Annotated in this window: 16 protein-coding genes; 2 read left to right on the top strand and 14 right to left on the bottom strand. The window is 29.1% G+C overall.

Translation table 11 applies throughout. The annotated features are described in order from the left end of the window. Nucleotides 1-119 precede the first annotated feature (119 nt). Complete coding sequence (locus tag ACW9UN_RS07210) at nucleotides 120-482, top strand: CoA-binding protein (RefSeq protein ID WP_459485285.1); 363 nt, start codon at nucleotides 120-122, stop codon at nucleotides 480-482. 303 nt (nucleotides 483-785) lie between these two features. Here the strand turns inward: ACW9UN_RS07210 and ACW9UN_RS07205 are convergent, their stop codons facing one another. Genes ACW9UN_RS07205 through pyrR form a run of 6 tightly spaced genes read right to left on the bottom strand, consistent with a single transcriptional unit; the run spans nucleotide 786 to nucleotide 4,620 of the window. Continuing rightward, complete coding sequence (locus ACW9UN_RS07205; RefSeq protein WP_459485284.1) at nucleotides 786-1,556, bottom strand: LuxR C-terminal-related transcriptional regulator; 771 nt, start codon at nucleotides 1,554-1,556, stop codon at nucleotides 786-788. Further along, nucleotides 1,525-2,469 carry a ribonuclease Z gene (locus tag ACW9UN_RS07200; protein ID WP_459485283.1) on the bottom strand — a complete coding sequence of 315 codons (945 nt, stop codon included), beginning with the start codon at nucleotides 2,467-2,469 and terminating at the stop codon, nucleotides 1,525-1,527. Before ACW9UN_RS07200 ends, ACW9UN_RS07205 begins: the two co-directional genes overlap by 32 nt. Beyond that, entirely contained in the window at nucleotides 2,466-2,786 is a 321-nt protein-coding gene (locus tag ACW9UN_RS07195; protein WP_459485281.1) for a T9SS type A sorting domain-containing protein, read from the bottom strand. The genes ACW9UN_RS07200 and ACW9UN_RS07195 overlap by 4 nt, the downstream gene beginning before the upstream one ends. Nucleotides 2,787-2,796: 10 nt before the next feature. Continuing rightward, nucleotides 2,797-3,129 carry a hypothetical protein gene (locus ACW9UN_RS07190; protein WP_459485279.1) on the bottom strand — a complete coding sequence of 111 codons (333 nt, stop codon included), beginning with the start codon at nucleotides 3,127-3,129 and terminating at the stop codon, nucleotides 2,797-2,799. Nucleotides 3,130-3,149: 20 nt separating this feature from the next. Next, nucleotides 3,150-4,079, bottom strand: a complete 930-nt coding sequence (locus tag ACW9UN_RS07185) for an aspartate carbamoyltransferase catalytic subunit (RefSeq protein WP_459485278.1) — start codon at nucleotides 4,077-4,079, stop codon at nucleotides 3,150-3,152. Nucleotide 4,080: 1 nt separating this feature from the next. Continuing rightward, nucleotides 4,081-4,620, bottom strand: coding sequence for a bifunctional pyr operon transcriptional regulator/uracil phosphoribosyltransferase PyrR (pyrR, locus tag ACW9UN_RS07180; RefSeq protein ID WP_459485277.1), 540 nt, complete (start codon nucleotides 4,618-4,620; stop codon nucleotides 4,081-4,083). A 313-nt stretch (nucleotides 4,621-4,933) separates the two neighbouring features. Between pyrR and ACW9UN_RS07175 the strand changes: the two genes are divergently transcribed. Continuing rightward, the gene (locus ACW9UN_RS07175) at nucleotides 4,934-6,304 is read left to right on the top strand and encodes a tetratricopeptide repeat protein (protein ID WP_459485276.1); all 1,371 of its coding nucleotides are present in this window, start codon (nucleotides 4,934-4,936) and stop codon (nucleotides 6,302-6,304) included. Here the strand turns inward: ACW9UN_RS07175 and ACW9UN_RS07170 are convergent. The 8 genes from ACW9UN_RS07170 to ACW9UN_RS07135 form a co-directional block, all read right to left on the bottom strand. Beyond that, a complete protein-coding gene (locus tag ACW9UN_RS07170) occupies nucleotides 6,283-7,989 on the bottom strand; it encodes an ATP-binding protein (protein WP_459485274.1) in 1,707 nt (568 codons plus the stop codon). The two genes, ACW9UN_RS07175 and ACW9UN_RS07170, sit on opposite strands and share 22 nt — an antisense overlap. Beyond that, nucleotides 7,982-9,673, bottom strand: coding sequence for a response regulator (locus ACW9UN_RS07165; protein WP_459485271.1), 1,692 nt, complete (start codon nucleotides 9,671-9,673; stop codon nucleotides 7,982-7,984). Before ACW9UN_RS07165 ends, ACW9UN_RS07170 begins: the two co-directional genes overlap by 8 nt. A 96-nt stretch (nucleotides 9,674-9,769) precedes the next feature. Further along, entirely contained in the window at nucleotides 9,770-11,449 is a 1,680-nt protein-coding gene (locus tag ACW9UN_RS07160; protein WP_459485269.1) for a response regulator, read from the bottom strand. Between the two features lie 3 nt (nucleotides 11,450-11,452). Next, the gene (locus ACW9UN_RS07155; protein WP_459485268.1) at nucleotides 11,453-12,916 is read right to left on the bottom strand and encodes an ATP-binding protein; all 1,464 of its coding nucleotides are present in this window, start codon (nucleotides 12,914-12,916) and stop codon (nucleotides 11,453-11,455) included. A 258-nt stretch (nucleotides 12,917-13,174) separates the two neighbouring features. Then, nucleotides 13,175-14,692: a response regulator gene (locus tag ACW9UN_RS07150; protein ID WP_459485266.1), complete on the bottom strand. Its 1,518-nt coding sequence runs from the start codon at nucleotides 14,690-14,692 to the stop codon at nucleotides 13,175-13,177. 188 nt (nucleotides 14,693-14,880) lie between these two features. After that, a complete protein-coding gene (locus ACW9UN_RS07145; protein ID WP_459485264.1) occupies nucleotides 14,881-16,563 on the bottom strand; it encodes a response regulator in 1,683 nt (560 codons plus the stop codon). 208 nt (nucleotides 16,564-16,771) lie between these two features. Beyond that, nucleotides 16,772-17,701 (bottom strand): peptidylprolyl isomerase, encoded by a 930-nt coding sequence (locus tag ACW9UN_RS07140; protein ID WP_459485262.1) that lies wholly within the window; start codon nucleotides 17,699-17,701, stop codon nucleotides 16,772-16,774. A 50-nt stretch (nucleotides 17,702-17,751) separates the two neighbouring features. After that, a complete protein-coding gene (locus tag ACW9UN_RS07135; protein WP_459485260.1) occupies nucleotides 17,752-19,314 on the bottom strand; it encodes a hypothetical protein in 1,563 nt (520 codons plus the stop codon). Nucleotides 19,315-19,317 lie beyond the last annotated feature (3 nt).

Below are 19,317 nucleotides of genomic sequence, written 5' to 3'. Positions count from 1 at the left end.
GCTGCAGTTTTGTAAATATTGATTTAACATAAATAACCTGTTTGTTTTCAGTACTGTAATTTTTATTAAAAGTTTATCTTTGTTATAGGCGTAATACTTTTCAAAATATTATTAACAACATGAAAAAAAGTACATTAGTTATTGGTGCATCAACAAACCCTAATAGATATTCTAATATGGCTATTAAAAAGTTAATAGGCAAAAAAGTACCAACTGTTGCTTTGGGTTTAAAAAAAGCGAAGGTTTTAGATGTAATTATTGATGATGAAAAACAACCCTATAAAAATATTGACACGGTTACTTTATATCTTAACCCTAAAAGGCAAGAAGACTATTACGATTATATTATAAGTTTAAAACCAAGAAGAGTCATATTTAACCCAGGAACAGAAAATACAAAGTTTGTAAAATTGCTAGAAGAAAATAATATTGAATCAGAAATTGCGTGTACTTTGGTGTTGTTATCTACTAATCAATTTTAAATAAAAAACAAGATAGATTGGCTGTTTGGGAGATTTCATTTTCTTCTTCAAATATTGTGTGTGCTATATAAATCGCTTTTGTTTAATAGAATAAACCAATCTATCCTGTAAGAATATCACACAAAAGTAGTAGTCTGTTTAATATAAAACAATACTCATAATGAGTAATCTTGCTTTTATATTGTTTGTTTTACCCATTTTTTACGTTAATTAATTTCTTGGGCTTATTAGTTGAGTTTAAAACGAATTACTATATCTGCTCATTTTTTTTAAATTGTATTGAAAATAAATGGTAGATAAGTTTTACAATAATTTAGGATTACTTTTAAAATAACTAATCAATTCGTATGTAGAGTTGATATTTATTTTCTTTAAAATATTTCTTCTGTGTGTATTTACAGTATGTATGCTAATATTTAGTTTTTTAGCAATAGCCTCACTTGTGTTTTTTGTAATAATTAATCTAATAATATCTCGTTCTCTATTACTAATAAGCCCTAATAACTTGGCATTAGATACATTTTGATAAAACAATGTTTCGTACTCGTTGTTTTCGTTTAAGTATTTTGCACTTGCACAAATATCCATAGCCACATTACCGTTTAAAACAGTGTAATGAGCCATACCTACAATTGGTTTTTTGGCTTCATCAAATTGTAAAGGAGTTGTATTTTGAATGATATTTACATATTCGTTTTTAGCATTTTTAATGCGATAATTCCAAGTGTAACTCATTCTTTTACGTTGTTCGTCATTTAACTCAGTCATGGTAAACGTCATTAAATTGTGTAAGCTTTTAAGCCAAAGTTTAATGTCTTCAGGATGAAAAAGAGACCAGAAATAATCCATACCCCCTTGCATCATTTTTTCTCTAGACAAACCAGTGCATGCACTAAAATTTTTACTGACATACTCAAAGTTTTGATGAACCGTATTTGTGATGCAGTAAAATGTAGCGTTGTATGGATAGAAAAAATCGAGTTCAATTAATTTTTTGATATGCTCCTCAATTTCTACATTAGGATATGTCTCAAAAATTTGATTATATAAGGCATTTATCTTCTTGGTTCGCATTAATTTTAAATTTTTTACCAGGTTCAGCTAGCTCTGTATTTGTAAAAATTTCTTGAGCTTCTTTTTGAAATAGTGAAATATCTTTATATCGTCCTGAATAATGCCCAATAACAAGTTGTTTAACAGCCGCATCTTTAGCAATTTGGGCTGCTTGTTTAGAGGTTGCATGCTTTGTTTTTTTTGCTAAATCTGCTCTATCTGCTAAAAAAGTAGCCTCATGATACAATAAATCTACATTTTTAATAATTGGAATGATATCTGGCTTATACACAGTATCACTACAAAATGCGAAGCTTAATGGTTTTTTGGGAGGCAATGTCAATTCAGAATTAGAAATAATTTCTCCAGTTGATAAGGTGATATCTTTGCCGGCTTTAATATTATTATAATCTGCTTTATCTATTTCATCGTAATTATTAATATTGTCTATATGCAGTTTTTTAGGCTTGTCTTTTTCGGTAAACAAATATCCATTTGTATAAACACGGTGGTTTAAAGGAATTGTTTTTACAATTACTTTTTCATCTTCCAAAATTAACTCGCTTTTTTTAGATGTTAATTCGTGAAAAATAATAGGATATTTTGCATGCGATTGAGAAATTTTAAGTTGTAAAAGTGTTACATCTTTAATGCCTTTTGGCCCATAAATATGCAATTCTTTTTCTCTACTTAAAATACCATAAGTAGATAGTAAACCTACTAAACCATAAAAATGATCGCCATGTAAATGCGAAATAAAAATATGGTTTATTTTAGTAAAACCCACTTTATATTTTCGCATTTGTCGCTGAGTACCTTCACCACAATCTATTAAAAAATGCCTATTGTTTATTTCTAAATACTGTGCTGTAGGAAAAGCATTAGCTCTTGGGGTTGCAGAATGGCAACCTAAAATAGTAAGGTTTAAACTCATTGAATTACAAAACGTTTAGAAATAAAATATTTTTTGTCTTGTAGGGTATAAATATATATTCCTGTAGCTAAGTCACCCTTGAAAAATGGAATTGAATTTTTTCCTTTTAAAGCTTCAATTTTTTGGGTATGTACTGTTTTTCCTAAAACATTTTTTACGGTAAAAACAACTTGACTTTTATGGTTTGCTTTAAAAGTTATTTTTGTAGAATTTGTAAACGGATTTGGTACTGCAGATAATTCAGCAATTGGCTTTTGTTGCGAAAAATTAACTAAAGTAAATAATAAAAAAAATATAAAAAGTAATTTTTTATTCATTCTTTGGGCTTTAAAATCCGAGTTCTCTTTCCATGGTTTCCATTTCTAAAATGTCTTCAGCTTCAATTAAAGTAGGAACAATGTTTAAGTTTTCAGGTAAATCATCTACGTTAACCATGGCATTTATAATAACAAAAGATGTGCCACTATCTTTTTTTTGTTCTGCTGTTGCTAAAAATAATAAAAAATCTTCTTTTTTTATGTTAATTTTATTAGAAATTTCAATAATAATGTGCTCTTTTTCTAACTGTGGCAAGGTATTTAAAAACGAAGCATAGAAATCTGTAAACGAGTTTTCATCCGAAGAAATTAACGTGTATTTATTTTTTTTTATGATTTGCATGAATACGATTTTTATTCTTGTTATCTTTTAATCTGCTGAGCGAGTAAATAAATCACTGCCATTCTTATTGCCACACCATTTTCAACCTGATTTAAAATAATAGATTGTTTAGAGTCTGCTACATCGCTGGTAATTTCAACACCTCTATTAATTGGCCCAGGGTGCATAATTACAATTTTCTTATCTAGATGATCTAAAATTTCTTTATTGATGCCAAAAAGTTGTGTATATTCTCTTGTTGATGGAAAATATTTAATATCCATTCTTTCATGCTGTACTCGTAATACATTGGCAACATCGCACCATTCTAAAGCCTTTTTAAGATTGGTTTCTACTGTTACCCCTAATGTAGAAATATACTTTGGAATTAATGTAGTTGGTCCGCAAACTTTTACTTCTGCTCCTTGTAATTGTAGTGCAAATATATTAGAAAGCGCTACTCTAGAGTGTAATATATCTCCAATAATAACAATCTTTTTGCCTTTTACAGTGCCTAGTTTTTCTCTGATGGAGTAAGAATCTAGCAAGGCTTGTGTTGGGTGTTCATGAGTGCCATCGCCTGCATTTACAATTTTAGCATCAACATGTTTAGATAAAAATACACCTGCACCAACATTGCCATGACGCATTACTACAATATCTACTTTCATGGCCAAGATGTTATTTACGGTGTCAATAAGTGTTTCTCCTTTTTTTACAGAAGATTGTCCTGCAGAAAAATTTATAACATCTGCAGAAAGTCTTTTTTCAGCTAACTCAAAAGAGAGTTTTGTTCTTGTACTGTTTTCAAAAAATAAATTGGCAATAGTAATATCTCGTAAAGAGGGTACTTTTTTTATAGGTCTGTTGATTACTTCTTTAAAATGATCTGCAGTTTTAAATATCAAATTGATATCGTTTGCATTTAGATATTTTATACCTAATAAATGATCTACACTTAGTTTATCCATCTTATCTCTGCTCTATATACACTGCATCTTTTTGATTTGTTTCTTTCCAAGAAACCAATACTTTTTCTTCGTTAATAGCATCTACTTGCCTGCCTCTATAGTTGGGTTGAATGGGTAAATGCCTACTAAAACGTCTATCAATTAAAACCAATAGCTCAATGTTTTTAGGTCTTCCAAAAGATTGAATTGCAGTTAAAGCCGCTCTAACACTTCTTCCAGAAAACAATACATCATCTATAATAACCACTTTTTTATCTTCCACCAAAAAATTAATTTTTGTAGAAGTGGCTGCTAAAGGTTCATCTCGTCGTCTAAAATCGTCTCTATAAAAAGTAATGTCTAATAAACCTAGTTGCAAATCTTTTATATGGTATTCTGTTTTTAACAGATCTGCCAATCTATTGGCCAAATATACGCCTCGTGGTTGCAGACCAATTAAAACAGTATTGGAGAAATCATTATGATTTTCAATCAGTTGGCAAGCCAATCTGTGAAGAATAATTTCAATATCTTTTGAGTTAAGTAAGGTTTTTTTGCTCATAAGAAACCTATCAAATTTTAGTTGATAGTTATTGAAAATCAAAATTAGGGAAATTAATGGTTCTGTAAAAATTTATGACTACAAATAAGTTTTTTAAAAAACGTAAAGCATAACATTGGTTTATAATTAATGCAATTAAAGTAAACGATTACAAAAAAAAAGAGATAACATAATGTTGTAAACTTTTAGTTTTTAAGAAGAAAGCTAAAAAAACCGAATAATGTTAATTAAATTGTTGAAAACAAAGATTGATATAGGCTTTTTTTTACTTTAAGAAACAGTACATTTAATTAATTATTTTGATCAAATGGCTATGTCTTTAACGAAATTTGAATCGATGCTTAAAACCAATTCAGTATATTTTTTTGATTTGGTTGAGTTTGAGGAAATTATTATTTATTATTTAGATGCTGGTAAACACTCTTTAGCTAAAAAGGCAGTAAGTTTGGGTTTGGAGCAGCATCCACAATCTATCGATTTAAAATTACTTCAGGTAGAATTATTTATTTTTGAGAATGAATTAGATAAAGCATCACATTTACTAAAAAGGATAGAACATATAGCACCCAATAATGATGAGGTGTTTATTCAAAAAGCAACCATAGCATCTAAATCTGGAAATCACTTAGATGCCATAGAGCATTTAAAAAAAGCACTATCTTTTGCAGAAGATAAAGTTGATGTTTGGTCTTTGATGGGAATGGAGTATTTATACTTAGACGATTTTGAAAACGCACGCGTAAATTTTACGAAATGTATTGCTGTTGATTACGAAGATTATTCTGCTTTGTACAATATTGTATACTGTTTTGATATGCAAAAAGAGCATCAAGAAGCCATCAATTATTTAAATACTTATATTGATAAAAATCCATATTGTGAGGTTGCTTGGCATCAATTAGGAAGGCAACATTTTATTTTAAATCAATTTAAAGAAGCCTTAATTGCTTTTGATTATGCCGTTTTAATTGATGAACATTTTATAGGTGGTTATTTAGAAAAAGCCAAAACCCTAGAAGCTTTGGGTGAGTATGAAGAGGCCATAGAAAATTATAGAATTAGTTTAGAATTAGACGATCCAACAGCCTATGCGTATGTTAGGGTAGGAGAGTGTTATGAACAACTAAAAAACTACGAAGCAGCCATTTCTTATTACAAAAAAGCAGTTCATGAAGATCCTTTATTAGATAGAGGGTGGATTTTACTTACCAATTTATACTATAATGATGCAAATTATGAGAAAGCATCTTATTATATTTCTAAAGCAATTAAAATTGATGAAGATAATGCAATGTATTGGCGTAGGTATTCTGATATTAAAATAAAACTGCGCTTTTACGAAGATGCCGCAAAAGGTCTTAAACGTTGTTTGGCCTTAAAAGATGATGCTTTAGAAGTTTATATTACACTTACGGATGTGTTGTGTTTTTTAGGCGATTTTAATACTGCAATTTCCGTTTTGTTTACCGCTCAAAAGATTTATAAAAACTTTGCTGAAATTGAATATCGTTTAGCAGGATTGTTTTTTATGCTAGATAAACAAAACTTTGGTTTGAATCATTTAATTACTGCAATGCATGTAGATTATGAGTATCACATTGTTTTAAACGAATTATTTCCAACGGTTTATGAAAATCCAAATGTGCAAAAGTTATTGGTGAATCATAAAACCTCTTTAGAGTAGTTTTTAATAAGCATTAATTTTTGTATTTGATTTAATAAATCTTCTGGGTCAAATGGTTTAAAGATAAAACCATTCATGCCGTGTTCATATATTTTATTTTTTACGTCCATAAAAACAGAGGCAGAAAGCGCTAATATTGGGATTTTTGTATTGAATTTTCGAATTTCAACAGTAGCTGTATAGCCATCCATAACAGGCATTTGAATATCCATAAGCACTATATGATATTTATTAGCTTTAACCATTTTTACTGCCTGCAAGCCATCGTAAGCAACATCAACTGTTAATCCGGCTTTTTCTAAAATCTGTTTGCCAACCATTACATTTATTTGGTTATCTTCTACTAATAAAACTTTTTTACCTTTAAAGTTATAGGTTTGTTTAAATTTGTTTTCATTTACATCTTTTTCAGTTGCTATTTTTAAATCTAGTTTAAAATAAAAACGACTTCCTTTTCCATCTTCACTATCTATTTTTATATCAGCTCCCATAGCTTCAATAATACTTTTTACAATAGGTAAACCTAAACCAGTACCACCATATAAACGATTTGTTGTACTTGATGCTTGTGTAAAAGCTTCCCAAATTGTTTCTTGTTTATGTTTTGGTATTCCTATTCCTGTATCTATAATTTCTGTAAGTACCCTAACACTATCATCGTTGATTTTTTCTTTTTTTATGCTTAGTGTAACAGAGCCTTTGTTGGTAAATTTAATGGCATTGGTTAATAAATTATTAATTACTTGATTAAAACGAACAATATCTAACCAAACTACAGGAATATCTTTATCAATAGATAAATGCATGGTTATTCCTTTACGTATACAACTTGTTTCGTGAATTTTTTTTATTTGATTAAGGGCGGATGACAAATCTGTAGGAACATTGTCTAATTCTATTTTAGTAGATTGTATTTTACTAAAATCCAACACATTGTTGAGTAAGTTTAAGAGAATTTTACCAGAATAATTTAACGCTTCTATATTTTGCTTTTGATCTTTTCTTGGGTTATTGTCTCCTAAGATATGAGAAAGTCCTATAACTGCGTTTAACGGAGTTCTTATTTCATGACTCATGGTGCTTAAGAAATTAGATTTTGCATTAGATACATCAATAGCTTTTTGCTTTTTAGAATGTATATTATTGCTATAACCCGCATTTAAATAAGAATAATAACTAAGTTGAAAGGCTACTAAAAGTAAGGTAAATGTTATAGAAAGTGGGTAAATAACTGTTTTTACATTTTCAGGATTTACAGCATCAGAATAAAACAAGCCAAAGTTAGTAAGGTATAAAGTTGCCCATAATACTATGGGTAATATAGTAAATAATGTAACCATTTTTTTTTCACGTCTATAAGAAAAAAAAATAAAAGCAATACCAACAGCATACATTAAAAAGAATTCGATACTAGATCCTTTACCAAAGTAAGAAGCACTAATGGCTACACTAATATTAAAATTAAGCATAAACATTAATCTCGCATAATGCGGTTTTTTTATTACAAATTGAGAGATTAAATAAAAAATTGCAGCAACTACTATTAAAAATAAAGTTAATCCATAACCTTGTAAATAAAGTGAAGCTACTGAAAATAATAAAGACAAAACCATACATAACATTGATACGTGATGAATGAGCTTAATACGTCTTTTGGATATTCTTTCTCTTCTGTAATTAAACATGATTCGTAAATTTTTCTATTTCTTCCAACAGATCATCTGGTGTAATGGGTTTAAAAACAAAACCATTCATGCCACACTCATTAATTTTTTCTTTAATTTCTGTAAAAGCGGTTGCAGAAAGTGCTAATATTGGTACTTTGGTATTAAACTTTCTAATTTCTTTTGTGGCTGTGTAACCATCCATAATGGGCATTTGTATATCCATTAAAACAATATCATAACTATTATCTCTTAGCATATTTACAGCTGTTAAGCCGTCATTGGCTTGAGATACATGTAATTTTGCTTTTTCTAAAATTTGCTTTGCAACCATAATATTTATTAGGTTGTCATCTACAAGTAAAACCTTTTTACCGGTAAAATTATATTTTTTCTTTTCTTTGGTTTTTTCTAATTCAACATCACTAACAATATCTAATTTTAAATCAAAATAAAAGCGACTACCTTTACCCTCTTTACTTAAAATTTTAACTTTAGAGCCCATTGCATTTACAATACTTTGTACAATTGGTAAGCCTAATCCAGTACCATCATAAATTTTGTTTGTTGTATGAGATGCCTGTGCAAAAGCTTGCCATATTGTTTCTTGCATACTTTTAGGAATACCTATACCAGTATCTCTTACCTCTGTATGAATTAAAACTTGATTATTATTTAATAATTTTTTCTTTTTTATGATTAAAGTAACTTTTCCTTTATCTGTAAACTTTATAGCGTTTGATAACAGATTATTTATAACTTGATTAAATCTTACAAAATCTAATAAAACAATAGGTAAATTTTCATCAACAATAATAAATAAATCAATACCTTTCCTTAGGCATGTGGGTTCGTGATTTTTTTTTATCTGTTTAATTGCAAAAGCAATATCTGTTGGTATATTATCTAACCGAATTGTAGTAGATTGCATTTTACTAAAGTCTAAAACATTGTTTAAAAGATTTAAAAGGATTTTACCAGAATAGTTTAGCGCTTCAATATTTTCTTTTTGATCTTCTCTTGGTTTATTATCTCTTAAGATATGAGACAAACCAATAACCGCATTTAGAGGTGTTCTAATTTCATGGCTCATTGTGCTTAAAAATTTTGATTTTGCTTCTGATGCCTCTAAAGCATATTCTCTTGTTGAATAAATCTTAGAATAGTATTTTAAATTCGATTTTGAAAAATAAACGAGTTGACTGATAACAAAGAAAAAAGTACTAATACACGCCAAAGGGTATACTATAGTAGCAGCTACCTCTTGATCTAAATGATTTTTGGTAAGTAAATTAAAATCAGTAGCATTTAAAATAATCCAAAGTAAACCAGATAAACATGAGAAGATATACACATACTTTTTTTCTTTTTTAAAAGAAAACATGGTAAAAGGTAGTGCTAAGCTGTATAAAAATAAGTATTCTACATTACCTGCTCTACCTATGTAAGATGCAGTAATTGTAATGCCTAAGTTTAATAAAATAAAAAAAATGATTCTAGCTGCTTTTATTTTACCATATAGTGCCAAAATGGCACTAATTATGTAAACAAAACCGCTAAATAAGTGAAAATAGGCTAGGGTTTCTAATTCTAAATATTTACCAAATCCAAAACCCACAAAACCAAATGCAGCAGAAAATAAACTTAGTCTAGAAGTTATTTTTATTACTCTTTTTGAGTTTGATTTTTTAAGTAATTTTAGCATGCTTTGATTTCGATTTTGATCTACACCCAAAAATCAACATCCAAAAAATGCAAAAATATCAATGGGGTAGTAATCTATAAAATTAGGAAAAAATATTTAAACGGACTTATACAATGTTTTTTGTATTTGATCTAATAAATCTTCAGGGTTAAATGGTTTAAAAATAAAACCGTTCATGCCACATTGTTTTATTTTATCTTTAACTTCCATAAAAACAGAGGCTGAAAGTGCTAAAATAGGTGTTTTTTTATTAAATTTTCTTATTTCTAAAGTAGCGGTATAACCATCCATAATTGGCATTTGAATATCCATTAAAACAACATCAAATTCGGCTTCTTTCATTATGCTTACAGCTGCAGCTCCATCATTTACAACAGTTACGTTAAACTTGTATTTTTCTAAAATTTGTTTGCCTACCATTACATTAATAAGATTGTCTTCTACCAATAATACTTTTTTATCTTTAAAATTATATATTTTCTTTTCTTGAGTGCTTTTAAGTTCTTTTTTTGATGCTATATCTAAATCAATTTCAAAATAAAAACGACTTCCTTTACCTGTTTTGCTTTGAATCTTAACATCTGCATTCATAGCATTTATAATGCTTTTTACAATAGGTAAACCTAAACCTGTACCACCATATAACCTATTGGTATTGTTAGAGGCTTGCGCAAATGCTTCCCAAATGGTTTTTTGTTTACTCTTCGGTATTCCTATTCCAGTATCAATAACTTCGGTAAGTAATGTTATTTTATTTTGTGTTTTGTTCTGTGTTTTTATTCTCAGTGTAACGCTACCTTTATCTGTAAATTTTATTGCGTTACTAACCAAATTATTAATTACTTGGTTAAATCTTACAATATCTAACCAAACTATTGGTATATCTTCATCTACTTCTAAATTCATTTGAATTCCTTTGCGCAAACAATTGGCTTCATGTATTTTTTTGATTTGTTTGGTAGCTGATAGCAAATCAGTAGGAATATTATCTAACTCAATTTTAGTAGACTGCATTTTACTAAAATCTAGTACGTTGTTCAATAAATTTAATAAGATTTTACCAGAATAATTAAGAGCTTCTATATTTTGAACTTGATCTTTTCTAGGATTGTTGTCTCCCAAAATATGAGAAAGACCAATAACCGCATTTAAAGGAGTTCTAATTTCGTGACTCATGGTACTTAAAAAATTAGATTTTGCATTCGAGGCATCAATGGCCTCTTGCTTCTTATTTTCTATTCTGTAAAAGTATTTTTTATTAATAATTAGAAAGTAAATTAACTGAAAAACTACTAAAAATATAGCACTAGAAACCGCAATAGGATAAATAAATTCTTTGGCTATTGTAGGATCTAATTTCTTATAACTTATTAAATTATAATCGGTTATGAATAGTAGTACCCATAAAACTAGTGGAAGCAACATAAAAAGGGTAACAAAAATTCGTTCTCTTCTAAAAGAAAAAAGAATAAAAGGCAAGCCTATGTTAAACATGTATACAAACTCTACACTTCCGTTTTTACCAACAAAAGAAGAAATAATGGCAATACCAATAGAACTTGTTGTTAAATAAACAATTCTTGCAAGGTCTAATCTATTATTTTTTGCCAAAACTGCAGCAATTGCGTAAGGTATTATATTTATGGCGTTATAATTTCTAAGCCAAATAAAATTAAACATATCAGAAATTACAGTGCACAAAATAGCAAAGCCAATATTTACTAAACAAATAGTAAATACAAGGTTTATTCTTCTTTTTGAGTGTTGTATTTTCATTTTTTAAGAATTCACTACCTCTTCTAATTTATCTAATAAATCCTTTGGCTCAAAAGGTTTAAAAATAAAACCATTCATTCCGCTATTGTTTATTTTGTCTTTAACTTCCATAAAAACTGAAGCAGAAAGAGCTAAAATAGGGGTGTTTGTGTTAAATTTTCTAATCTCTGTTGATGCTTTATAACCATCCATAACTGGCATTTGTATGTCCATTAAAATAGCATCATAATTTTTTTCTTTTACCATATTTACGGCTATTAAACCGTTATTGGCAACATCAATAATAAGCCCAGCTTTTTCTAAAATTTGTTTGGCAACCATAACATTAATTAAATTGTCTTCAACTAATAAAATAGTTTTGTCTTTAAAATTGTGTTGTTTTTTTACAGTATTATTTTTATAGTCTTGCGATGATGCAATTTTTACCGTTATTTGAAAGTAAAAACGACTGCCCTTGTTTTGTAAACTGTCAACTTTTACTTCTGCGCCCATTGCGTTTACAATATTTTTTACAATCGGTAGTCCTAAACCTGTACCACCATACAATCGGTTTGTTGTAGTAGAGGCTTGGGTAAAAGCTTCCCAAATGGTATCTTGTTTGTCTTTTGGTATTCCAATACCTGTATCTTCAACTTCGGTAAGTAGAGTAACTGAGTCTTCTTTTTGTGCTATTTTTCTTATTCGTAAAGTAACACTTCCTTTTTTAGTAAATTTAATAGCATTTGTAACCAAGTTGTTAATTACTTGATTAAAACGAACAATATCTAACCAAATGATTGGGATATCTTCATCAATTTCTAAATGCATTTGTATGCCTTTTTTTAAACAAGAAGTTTCGTGTATTTTTTGAATTTGTTTGGTAGCACTTAGCAAGTCTGTAGGAATACTATCTAAATCAATTTTCTTAGACTGCATTTTACTAAAGTCTAAAACGTTATTTAGTAAGTTAAGCAAAATTTTACCAGAATAATGTAACGCTTTAATATTTTCAACCTGATCTTTTCTTGGATTATTATCACTTAAAATATGAGATAAGCCAATCACAGCATTTAAAGGAGTTCTAATTTCATGACTCATTGTACTCAAAAATTTAGATTTTGCTTTTGATGCTTCTATGGCTTCTTCTCTAAAGTCATGAATGGATGAAAGACTACTGAAATTTAAATGAGAATAGTAAAATAGTTGAAAAATAACTAAAAATAATGTTGATACTATTGATAAAGGATAAACTAGTTTGGAGGCATTATATGTATTAATTTTAGTATCTGTAATGATATTAAAGTCGGTTATGTATAATGATGCCCATAGCCAAATAGACAACAAACAAAAAATTAGAATAAAAATTTTTTCTCTTTTAAATGAAAAAATCATAAAAGGTAAAGACATTGAAAACATAAATGTAAATTCTACACCACCTTCTTGGCCAATATAAGAAGCAGAAGAAAGTATGCCAATGTTTAAAATCAATAAATAAATTATTCTTGATTCTATTAGGTTTTTCTTTTTTGCAAAATAAGCACAGAGTAAATAAAAAGAGATACAAATTATGTGAAGAGAAACTAAAAGATTTAACCCCAATTTTATACCTATAGCAATATAATTTAAGCTAACTACACAGGTGATTAGCGATAATGTATAAACCATTTGGGTGCGTCTTAGGGAGAAATCGGACATAGGTTGTATTTTCTGTACTAAATATACGAAAATCTATTTAAAAAATGTGAATTAGTTGTCTTTTATAACGTCTTCTAAACGATTTAATAAATCTTTGGGTTCAAAAGGTTTAAATATAAAACCATTCATACCACAGTCTTTAATTTTATTTTTTACTTCCATAAAAACAGAAGCAGATAAAGCTAAAATAGGAACATATTTGTTAAATTTTCTAATTTCTTTAGCAGCCTTATAGCCATCCATAACAGGCATTTGAATATCCATAAGTACAACATCAAAATGTTGTTCTTTTACAATATTTACGGCTTGTAAACCATCATAAGCTACTGAAACATTAAAGTTTACTTTTTCTAAAATTTGCTTGGCAACCATTACATTTATTAAGTTGTCTTCTACGATAAGCACTTTTTTACCTTCAAAGTCATATTGTTTTTTTTGTCCAGTTTTTTCTAAATCTTTAGTCGTTGCAATTTTTAAATTGATATGAAAATAAAAACGACTCCCTTTACCTGGTGTACTTTCTAAAAAAATATCAGAATTCATTGTTTCTATAATATTTTTTACAATTGGTAAACCCAATCCTGTGCCACCATACAATCTGTTTGTTGTACTAGAAGCCTGTGTAAAAGGTTCCCAAATTGTGTGTTGTTTATCTTTTGGGATACCTATACCTGTATCAATAATTTCTGTTAAAAGTTGTACAACAGTGTCTTTTGTTTCATGTATTTTTTTTATGCGTAAAGTAACAGTACCTTTTTGAGTGAATTTTATAGCATTTGAGATTAAATTATTAATCACCTGATTGAAACGAACCACATCTAGCCAAACAAACGGAATGGTATGGTCTAGTTCTAAGTTCATTTCAATACCCTTTTGCAAACAGCTGGCTTCGTGTACTTTTTTAATTTGTTTTATGGCAGACAATAAATCAATAGGAGTTTCATCTAATTTAATTTTTGTGGATTGCATTTTGCTAAAATCTAGCACATTGTTTAATAAGTTTAAAAGTATTTTTCCAGAATAATTTAAGGCTTCTATGTTTTCTACTTGGTCTTTTCTAGGATTATTATCATTTAAAATATGAGATAAACCAATTACAGCGTTTAAAGGCGTTCTTATTTCATGACTCATGGTACTTAAAAAGTAAGATTTTGCATCTGAATCATTGATAGCTTCTTGCTTTGTTTGATGCGCATTAATATTTCTTTTAGCATTACTATATGAGTAGTATATTAACTGAAAAGAAACCATTAGCAGGGTAGTAGTAATAGAAATGTAATAAACAATATTGCTAATTTTAAGAGTGTTGTTAATTTCTATATGTACAATTGGTTTAAATTTGGTGATATATAAAAACAGCCAAAAAATAAATGCTAGAGAGCAGAAGAAAAATATTTTTTGTATTTCTCTGCTAAAGGAAAAGAAGGCGTAAGGCAAACCAATAGAAAAAATAAAGAAAAAATCTAAACTGGCTTCTTTGCCTAAAAGAGATGCTAAAAAAGTAAAAAATATATTGTACATCCATAAAAAAATAACTCTAGCTTTTTGAGCCATTTTGTATTTAGACATGATTGTTGTTGTTAAAAAAACAAGAGCACTAAATAGTATAAAATAACTCAACTTATAACTCCCAAAAATATAAACTAAAATAAAAGTCAAAAAGGTAGTTATAAAACTAACTAAAGAAGTTAGGTATATTGCCTTAATTCTTCTTTCAGGAAATTTTTTTTCATGTTCTTTATATATCTTTTTCACTTTTAGAGGTATTTTTTAATTTTATCAACTAAATCATCTGGTGTAAATGGTTTAAAAATAAAATCGTTCATTCCAGATTTTTTAATTTGATCTTTAACCTCAACGAAAACATTTGCGGATAAAGCTAAAATGGGGGTTTTTGTGTCAAACTTTCTTATTTCAGATGAAGAAATGTAGCCATCCATTACTGGCATTTGAATGTCCATTAATATAAGATCGAACGTGTTGTCTTTACACTTATTTAGTGCCATTAAACCATTATTAGCTTCTTCAACGATTAGTTTTTCTTTCTCAAGAATTTGTTTGCCAACCATTACATTAATGAGGTTATCGTCTACCAATAATACCTTTTTATTACTAATGTTATTTGTGTTATTTTCTATGGATGTAATTGCATTTTCTTCATCAGCTTTTTGAAGTTCTAAAGCAAAAGAAAAAGTACTTCCTTTACCCAATTTACTCTGAATTTTAACTTTAGTATTCATCAATTCAAGAATACTTTTTACAATAGGCAACCCTAAACCTGTACCTCCATAGATACGTTTTTGGGTATTAGAGGCTTGCTCAAAGGCTTTCCAGATAGTAAGTTGTTTTTCTTTCGGAATTCCAATTCCAGTATCTTTTACTGCAAAATGGAGTTTAATTGTTTTTGGGGTTTCTTTTTGTTTTTTTACAGATAATTTTATAGTGCCATTTTCTGTAAATTTTATTGCATTTGCAATGAGGTTATTCAGAACTTGATTAAAACGAACTACATCTAATTGTACCAAGGGGATATCACTATCAATTGCAATTTTTAAAATATTTTTATGACGTTTACAAGTTTCTGTATGTTTTTTTTGTATCTGTTTTACTGTATATGCAATGTTAGTGGGTATGGTATCTAGTTCAATTTTACTAGATTGCATTTTGCTAAAATCTAATACATTGTTTAAGAGGTTTAAAAGTGTTTTTCCAGAGTAATTTAAAGCTTCAATATTTTCTATTTGGTCTTTTCTTGGGTTATTATTAGCAAGAATATGAGACAAGCCAATTACCGCGTTTAGAGGTGTTCTAATTTCGTGGCTCATCGTACTTAAAAATTTTGATTTTGCAACGGATGCTTCGAGTGCTTTTTCTTTTTTAAGATGAATTTTATAATAATATTTTACGCCTAAAACAGAAAAATAATAAAGTAGCACACTAACAACACTAAAAGTACATATTACAGAAATAGGATAGATATAAGTTTCAGCAATATGTGTATCGATTGGTGTATTGTTAAACAACTTAAAATCTGTTATAGCTAACATAATCCATAAAACCCCAGAAAGACTTGAAAATAAATACACATATAATTTTTCTCTTTTAAAAGAAAAAACAGAAAAGGGGAGTGCTAAAGAGTATACAAACATATATTCTACACTACCAACTTTACCTATAAATGAGGCTGTAAAAGCAATACCTAGGTTTAGCAGGATAAAAAATAATATGCGAGAAAGATAAATATTTCCTTTTTTTGAAATATATGCACAATATGCGTAAATGAAAATAGTTGTAAAATGATAAAGAGATAGCCCATATAATTTTAAAGAAACGCTTGTAACAAAACAAACAAAAGCTAGCCCAGCAGTGAGTACACATATGGTATACATCAGTTTGTAAATTCTTTGAGAAGAGCTTTTTTTAATTTTATCTCTTGGCATATTTTTAATTTCAAAACACCCCAAAAAACAAATCTATTATAGGGGGGATAGATGTTTATTTTTAATTTACTACAAAAAGGTAGCCATCACTAAGGCAAGCAAAATACTAAATATTATTGATTTATTAACATATGTTTATATTTTATTTTACTTATAAACAAAAAAACTCCTGAATTTCAGGAGTTTTTTTGTTTTTTAAAGGTGTTTTTTATTGAACACCCATCAATTCTACATCAAAAATTAATGTTGCATTTGGCGGAATTACACCTCCTGCACCAGCAGAACCATAAGCTAAGTTAGAAGGAATTACAAAACGAGCTTTATCACCTACTTTTAATAATTGAATACCTTCATCCCAACCAGAAATTACCTGACCTACACCAACGTTAAAATCTATAGGTTGTTTTCTTTTGTATGATGAATCAAATACAGTACCATCTAATAATTGTCCTTTATAATGTACAGACACTTTAGCTCCTTTGGTAGCTTTTTTTCCATCTCCTTTTTGTAAAATTTGATAACGTAAACCACTTTCAGTTTCATCGTAACCAGCTGCAACTTTATCTAACATTGCTTTTTGTGCAGCTTTTGCTTCAGCTTCACGTTTTTCTCTAGCTCCTTCAAAAGTTCTAAAAGCTTCTACAGCATTAAAATTCTCTGCATCATCACCAACTCTTATAATTTCTACAGACATTTCATCACCTTGTGCAACAGCATCTACAACTTCTTGTCCTTCTATTACAGAACCAAAGACAGTGTGTTTACCATCTAGCCATGGAGTAGGAACGTGGGTAATGTAAAATTGACTACCATTTGTAGCAGGTCCAGAATTTGCCATTGCTAATTTACCAGGAGCATCGTGTTTTAAATCTGGATGAAATTCATCATCAAATTTATAACCAGGGTTTCCAGTTCCTGTTCCTTGTGGGCATCCACCTTGAATCATAAAATCTGGAATTACTCTGTGGAATTTTAATCCATCATAATAAGGAGTTCCTTGCTCTTTAGAAGAGTTTTCTAAATTACCCTCGGCTAAAGCAACAAAGTTACCTACAGTTCCAGGAGTTTTTTCGTGTTCTAATTGTACTAAAATATCACCTTTTGGTGTTTTGAATTTTGCGTAAATTCCGTTATTCATAATATTTAATTTATCTATTTATATGAATTCTGATAGGAATCAGAATTGTATTATTTTTTTGCGTTTAATATGGATAAACCGTATGTAAAACCAATATTTAAATTTGTTGAATTTACGTTTCCGTAAGGAGTTGAGGCTCTACCAACTGCAATGTTAAATTTTAAATTATCGTTAATGTGATAATTAATACCAACATTTGGCCTTACCAGAACACCTTCTCCTGTATCAACACCTGCACCACCAGCAACACCTCCCAAAAGTTCAATAAATGTAGAAACTCTTTTTTGTAAAAATGGATTACTACGAATACCTAAACCAAAAATTCCATGCGCGTAACCTCCAGATTTACCTTCGTAAGCAAAAGAAGCTTCACCTACAAAATAAAAACGTTTATTTAAATCGTACAGAATTTTTATGGCAATCATTTGTAAATCTACATTTGGGCCAGCATCTTTTGCGACATTAAAATAAGTTTGATTTTGAACCCCAATACCTATTCCTCGTGTTTTAATTTTTGATGCAGTTTCTCCTGTAAAAGGGTCTTTAATTCCGCCACTTAAACCATAGTACTTTAAACTAAAGCCTGCTGTATATGCTTCAAATGTACCACCAATAGCTCTGTGATAACCTCCGTGAATGCTTACCCCTAAATATTTTGATAGCCGTACATCAAAACCAGCGTTAGGATACATTGTTAAACCACCTTCAGGATAAATTCTACCACCAGCAGCACCAATACCCATTTTTGCAAATAAATTGATCTGTTTTGTTGCTTTAAGGTTTTTACCAACACCAAAAAATAAGTCCATAAAACCAGATACTAAACCAGCGTACATAGCATCTGCATGCACATACACAAATGTATTTGGGTTTAAGTATCTTTGATATTCAAAGCCTAGTATAGATAATGTTTCTCGTAAAGGTCTATATTGAGGATCTGTGGTAGCGTCTGCACGAGACATTCCAACAGGAAAAAAATAGTCAAAGGTTAACTGTTGCACACTTTTCACGGCGGGTTTTTTCCAAAAATCGTCTGTTAAATTGTCATCAACAACAAATGTTTTCTGCGCATTTTTGTAAGAACTTGTTCTAACTAAAGTAGGAATTTCTATAAAAAAAGAAATATTATCATTCTTCTGAATTCCAGTAAAAAAATTCATGTAACCATACTGAACACCAAAAGAAAATCCGTTTTTTTTGTATTGTAGCCCTATGTTTGGGTACATAATTCCTCCACCATTTACTAAACTTCGAAATCCACCACCACCGCCAAAATGAATGTTTGCATCAAAAAAAAGATTTTTATAAATTTTTCTGTTTACTCCTAAATTGATTCCGAGTGTAAACAAACCTCCTTGATCTCCAGTAATAGCAGTATGAAAACCTGCACCAGTATACAGCCAATTATTTAAAGGAAAATTGTAATTTAAACCAATAAAACCCATAGTAGGATCTAGCTGATAACTTACTTGATTAAAAGGTTGATGAATTAAAATATAATTTAAACGAATTGAATTGTGAAGCTCTTTACCAGGTAAATCATTTAAACTGAATTCTTGAGCAAAGTTATTGAAGCTTAAGAAAATGATTCCTATTAAAAAGAATTTCTTCATATT

It is taken from the genome of Polaribacter litoreus (genome assembly GCF_054584775.1).
The sequence above is the reverse complement of the archived record's forward strand: the minus strand, read 5'-3'. Positions and strand labels throughout refer to the sequence as shown.

Excerpts from the sequence above, each read along its gene's own strand:
- ACW9UN_RS07170 (WP_459485274.1), bottom strand. The coding sequence starts at position 7,989 with ATGTTTAATTACAGAAGAGAAAGAATATCCAAAAGACGTATTAAGCTC.
- ACW9UN_RS07185 (WP_459485278.1), bottom strand. The coding sequence starts at position 4,079 with ATGGATAAACTAAGTGTAGATCATTTATTAGGTATAAAATATCTAAAT.
- ACW9UN_RS07140 (WP_459485262.1), bottom strand. The coding sequence starts at position 17,701 with ATGAATAACGGAATTTACGCAAAATTCAAAACACCAAAAGGTGATATT.
- ACW9UN_RS07160 (WP_459485269.1), bottom strand. The coding sequence starts at position 11,449 with ATGAAAATACAACACTCAAAAAGAAGAATAAACCTTGTATTTACTATT.
- ACW9UN_RS07205 (WP_459485284.1), bottom strand. The coding sequence starts at position 1,556 with ATGCGAACCAAGAAGATAAATGCCTTATATAATCAAATTTTTGAGACA.
- ACW9UN_RS07165 (WP_459485271.1), bottom strand. The coding sequence starts at position 9,673 with ATGCTAAAATTACTTAAAAAATCAAACTCAAAAAGAGTAATAAAAATA.
- ACW9UN_RS07190 (WP_459485279.1), bottom strand. The coding sequence starts at position 3,129 with ATGCAAATCATAAAAAAAAATAAATACACGTTAATTTCTTCGGATGAA.
- ACW9UN_RS07200 (WP_459485283.1), bottom strand. The coding sequence starts at position 2,469 with ATGAGTTTAAACCTTACTATTTTAGGTTGCCATTCTGCAACCCCAAGA.
- pyrR (WP_459485277.1), bottom strand. The coding sequence starts at position 4,620 with ATGAGCAAAAAAACCTTACTTAACTCAAAAGATATTGAAATTATTCTT.
- ACW9UN_RS07150 (WP_459485266.1), bottom strand. The coding sequence starts at position 14,692 with ATGTCTAAATACAAAATGGCTCAAAAAGCTAGAGTTATTTTTTTATGG.
- ACW9UN_RS07210 (WP_459485285.1), top strand. The coding sequence starts at position 120 with ATGAAAAAAAGTACATTAGTTATTGGTGCATCAACAAACCCTAATAGA.
- ACW9UN_RS07135 (WP_459485260.1), bottom strand. The coding sequence starts at position 19,314 with ATGAAGAAATTCTTTTTAATAGGAATCATTTTCTTAAGCTTCAATAAC.
- ACW9UN_RS07175 (WP_459485276.1), top strand. The coding sequence starts at position 4,934 with ATGTCTTTAACGAAATTTGAATCGATGCTTAAAACCAATTCAGTATAT.
- ACW9UN_RS07145 (WP_459485264.1), bottom strand. The coding sequence starts at position 16,563 with ATGCCAAGAGATAAAATTAAAAAAAGCTCTTCTCAAAGAATTTACAAA.
- ACW9UN_RS07195 (WP_459485281.1), bottom strand. The coding sequence starts at position 2,786 with ATGAATAAAAAATTACTTTTTATATTTTTTTTATTATTTACTTTAGTT.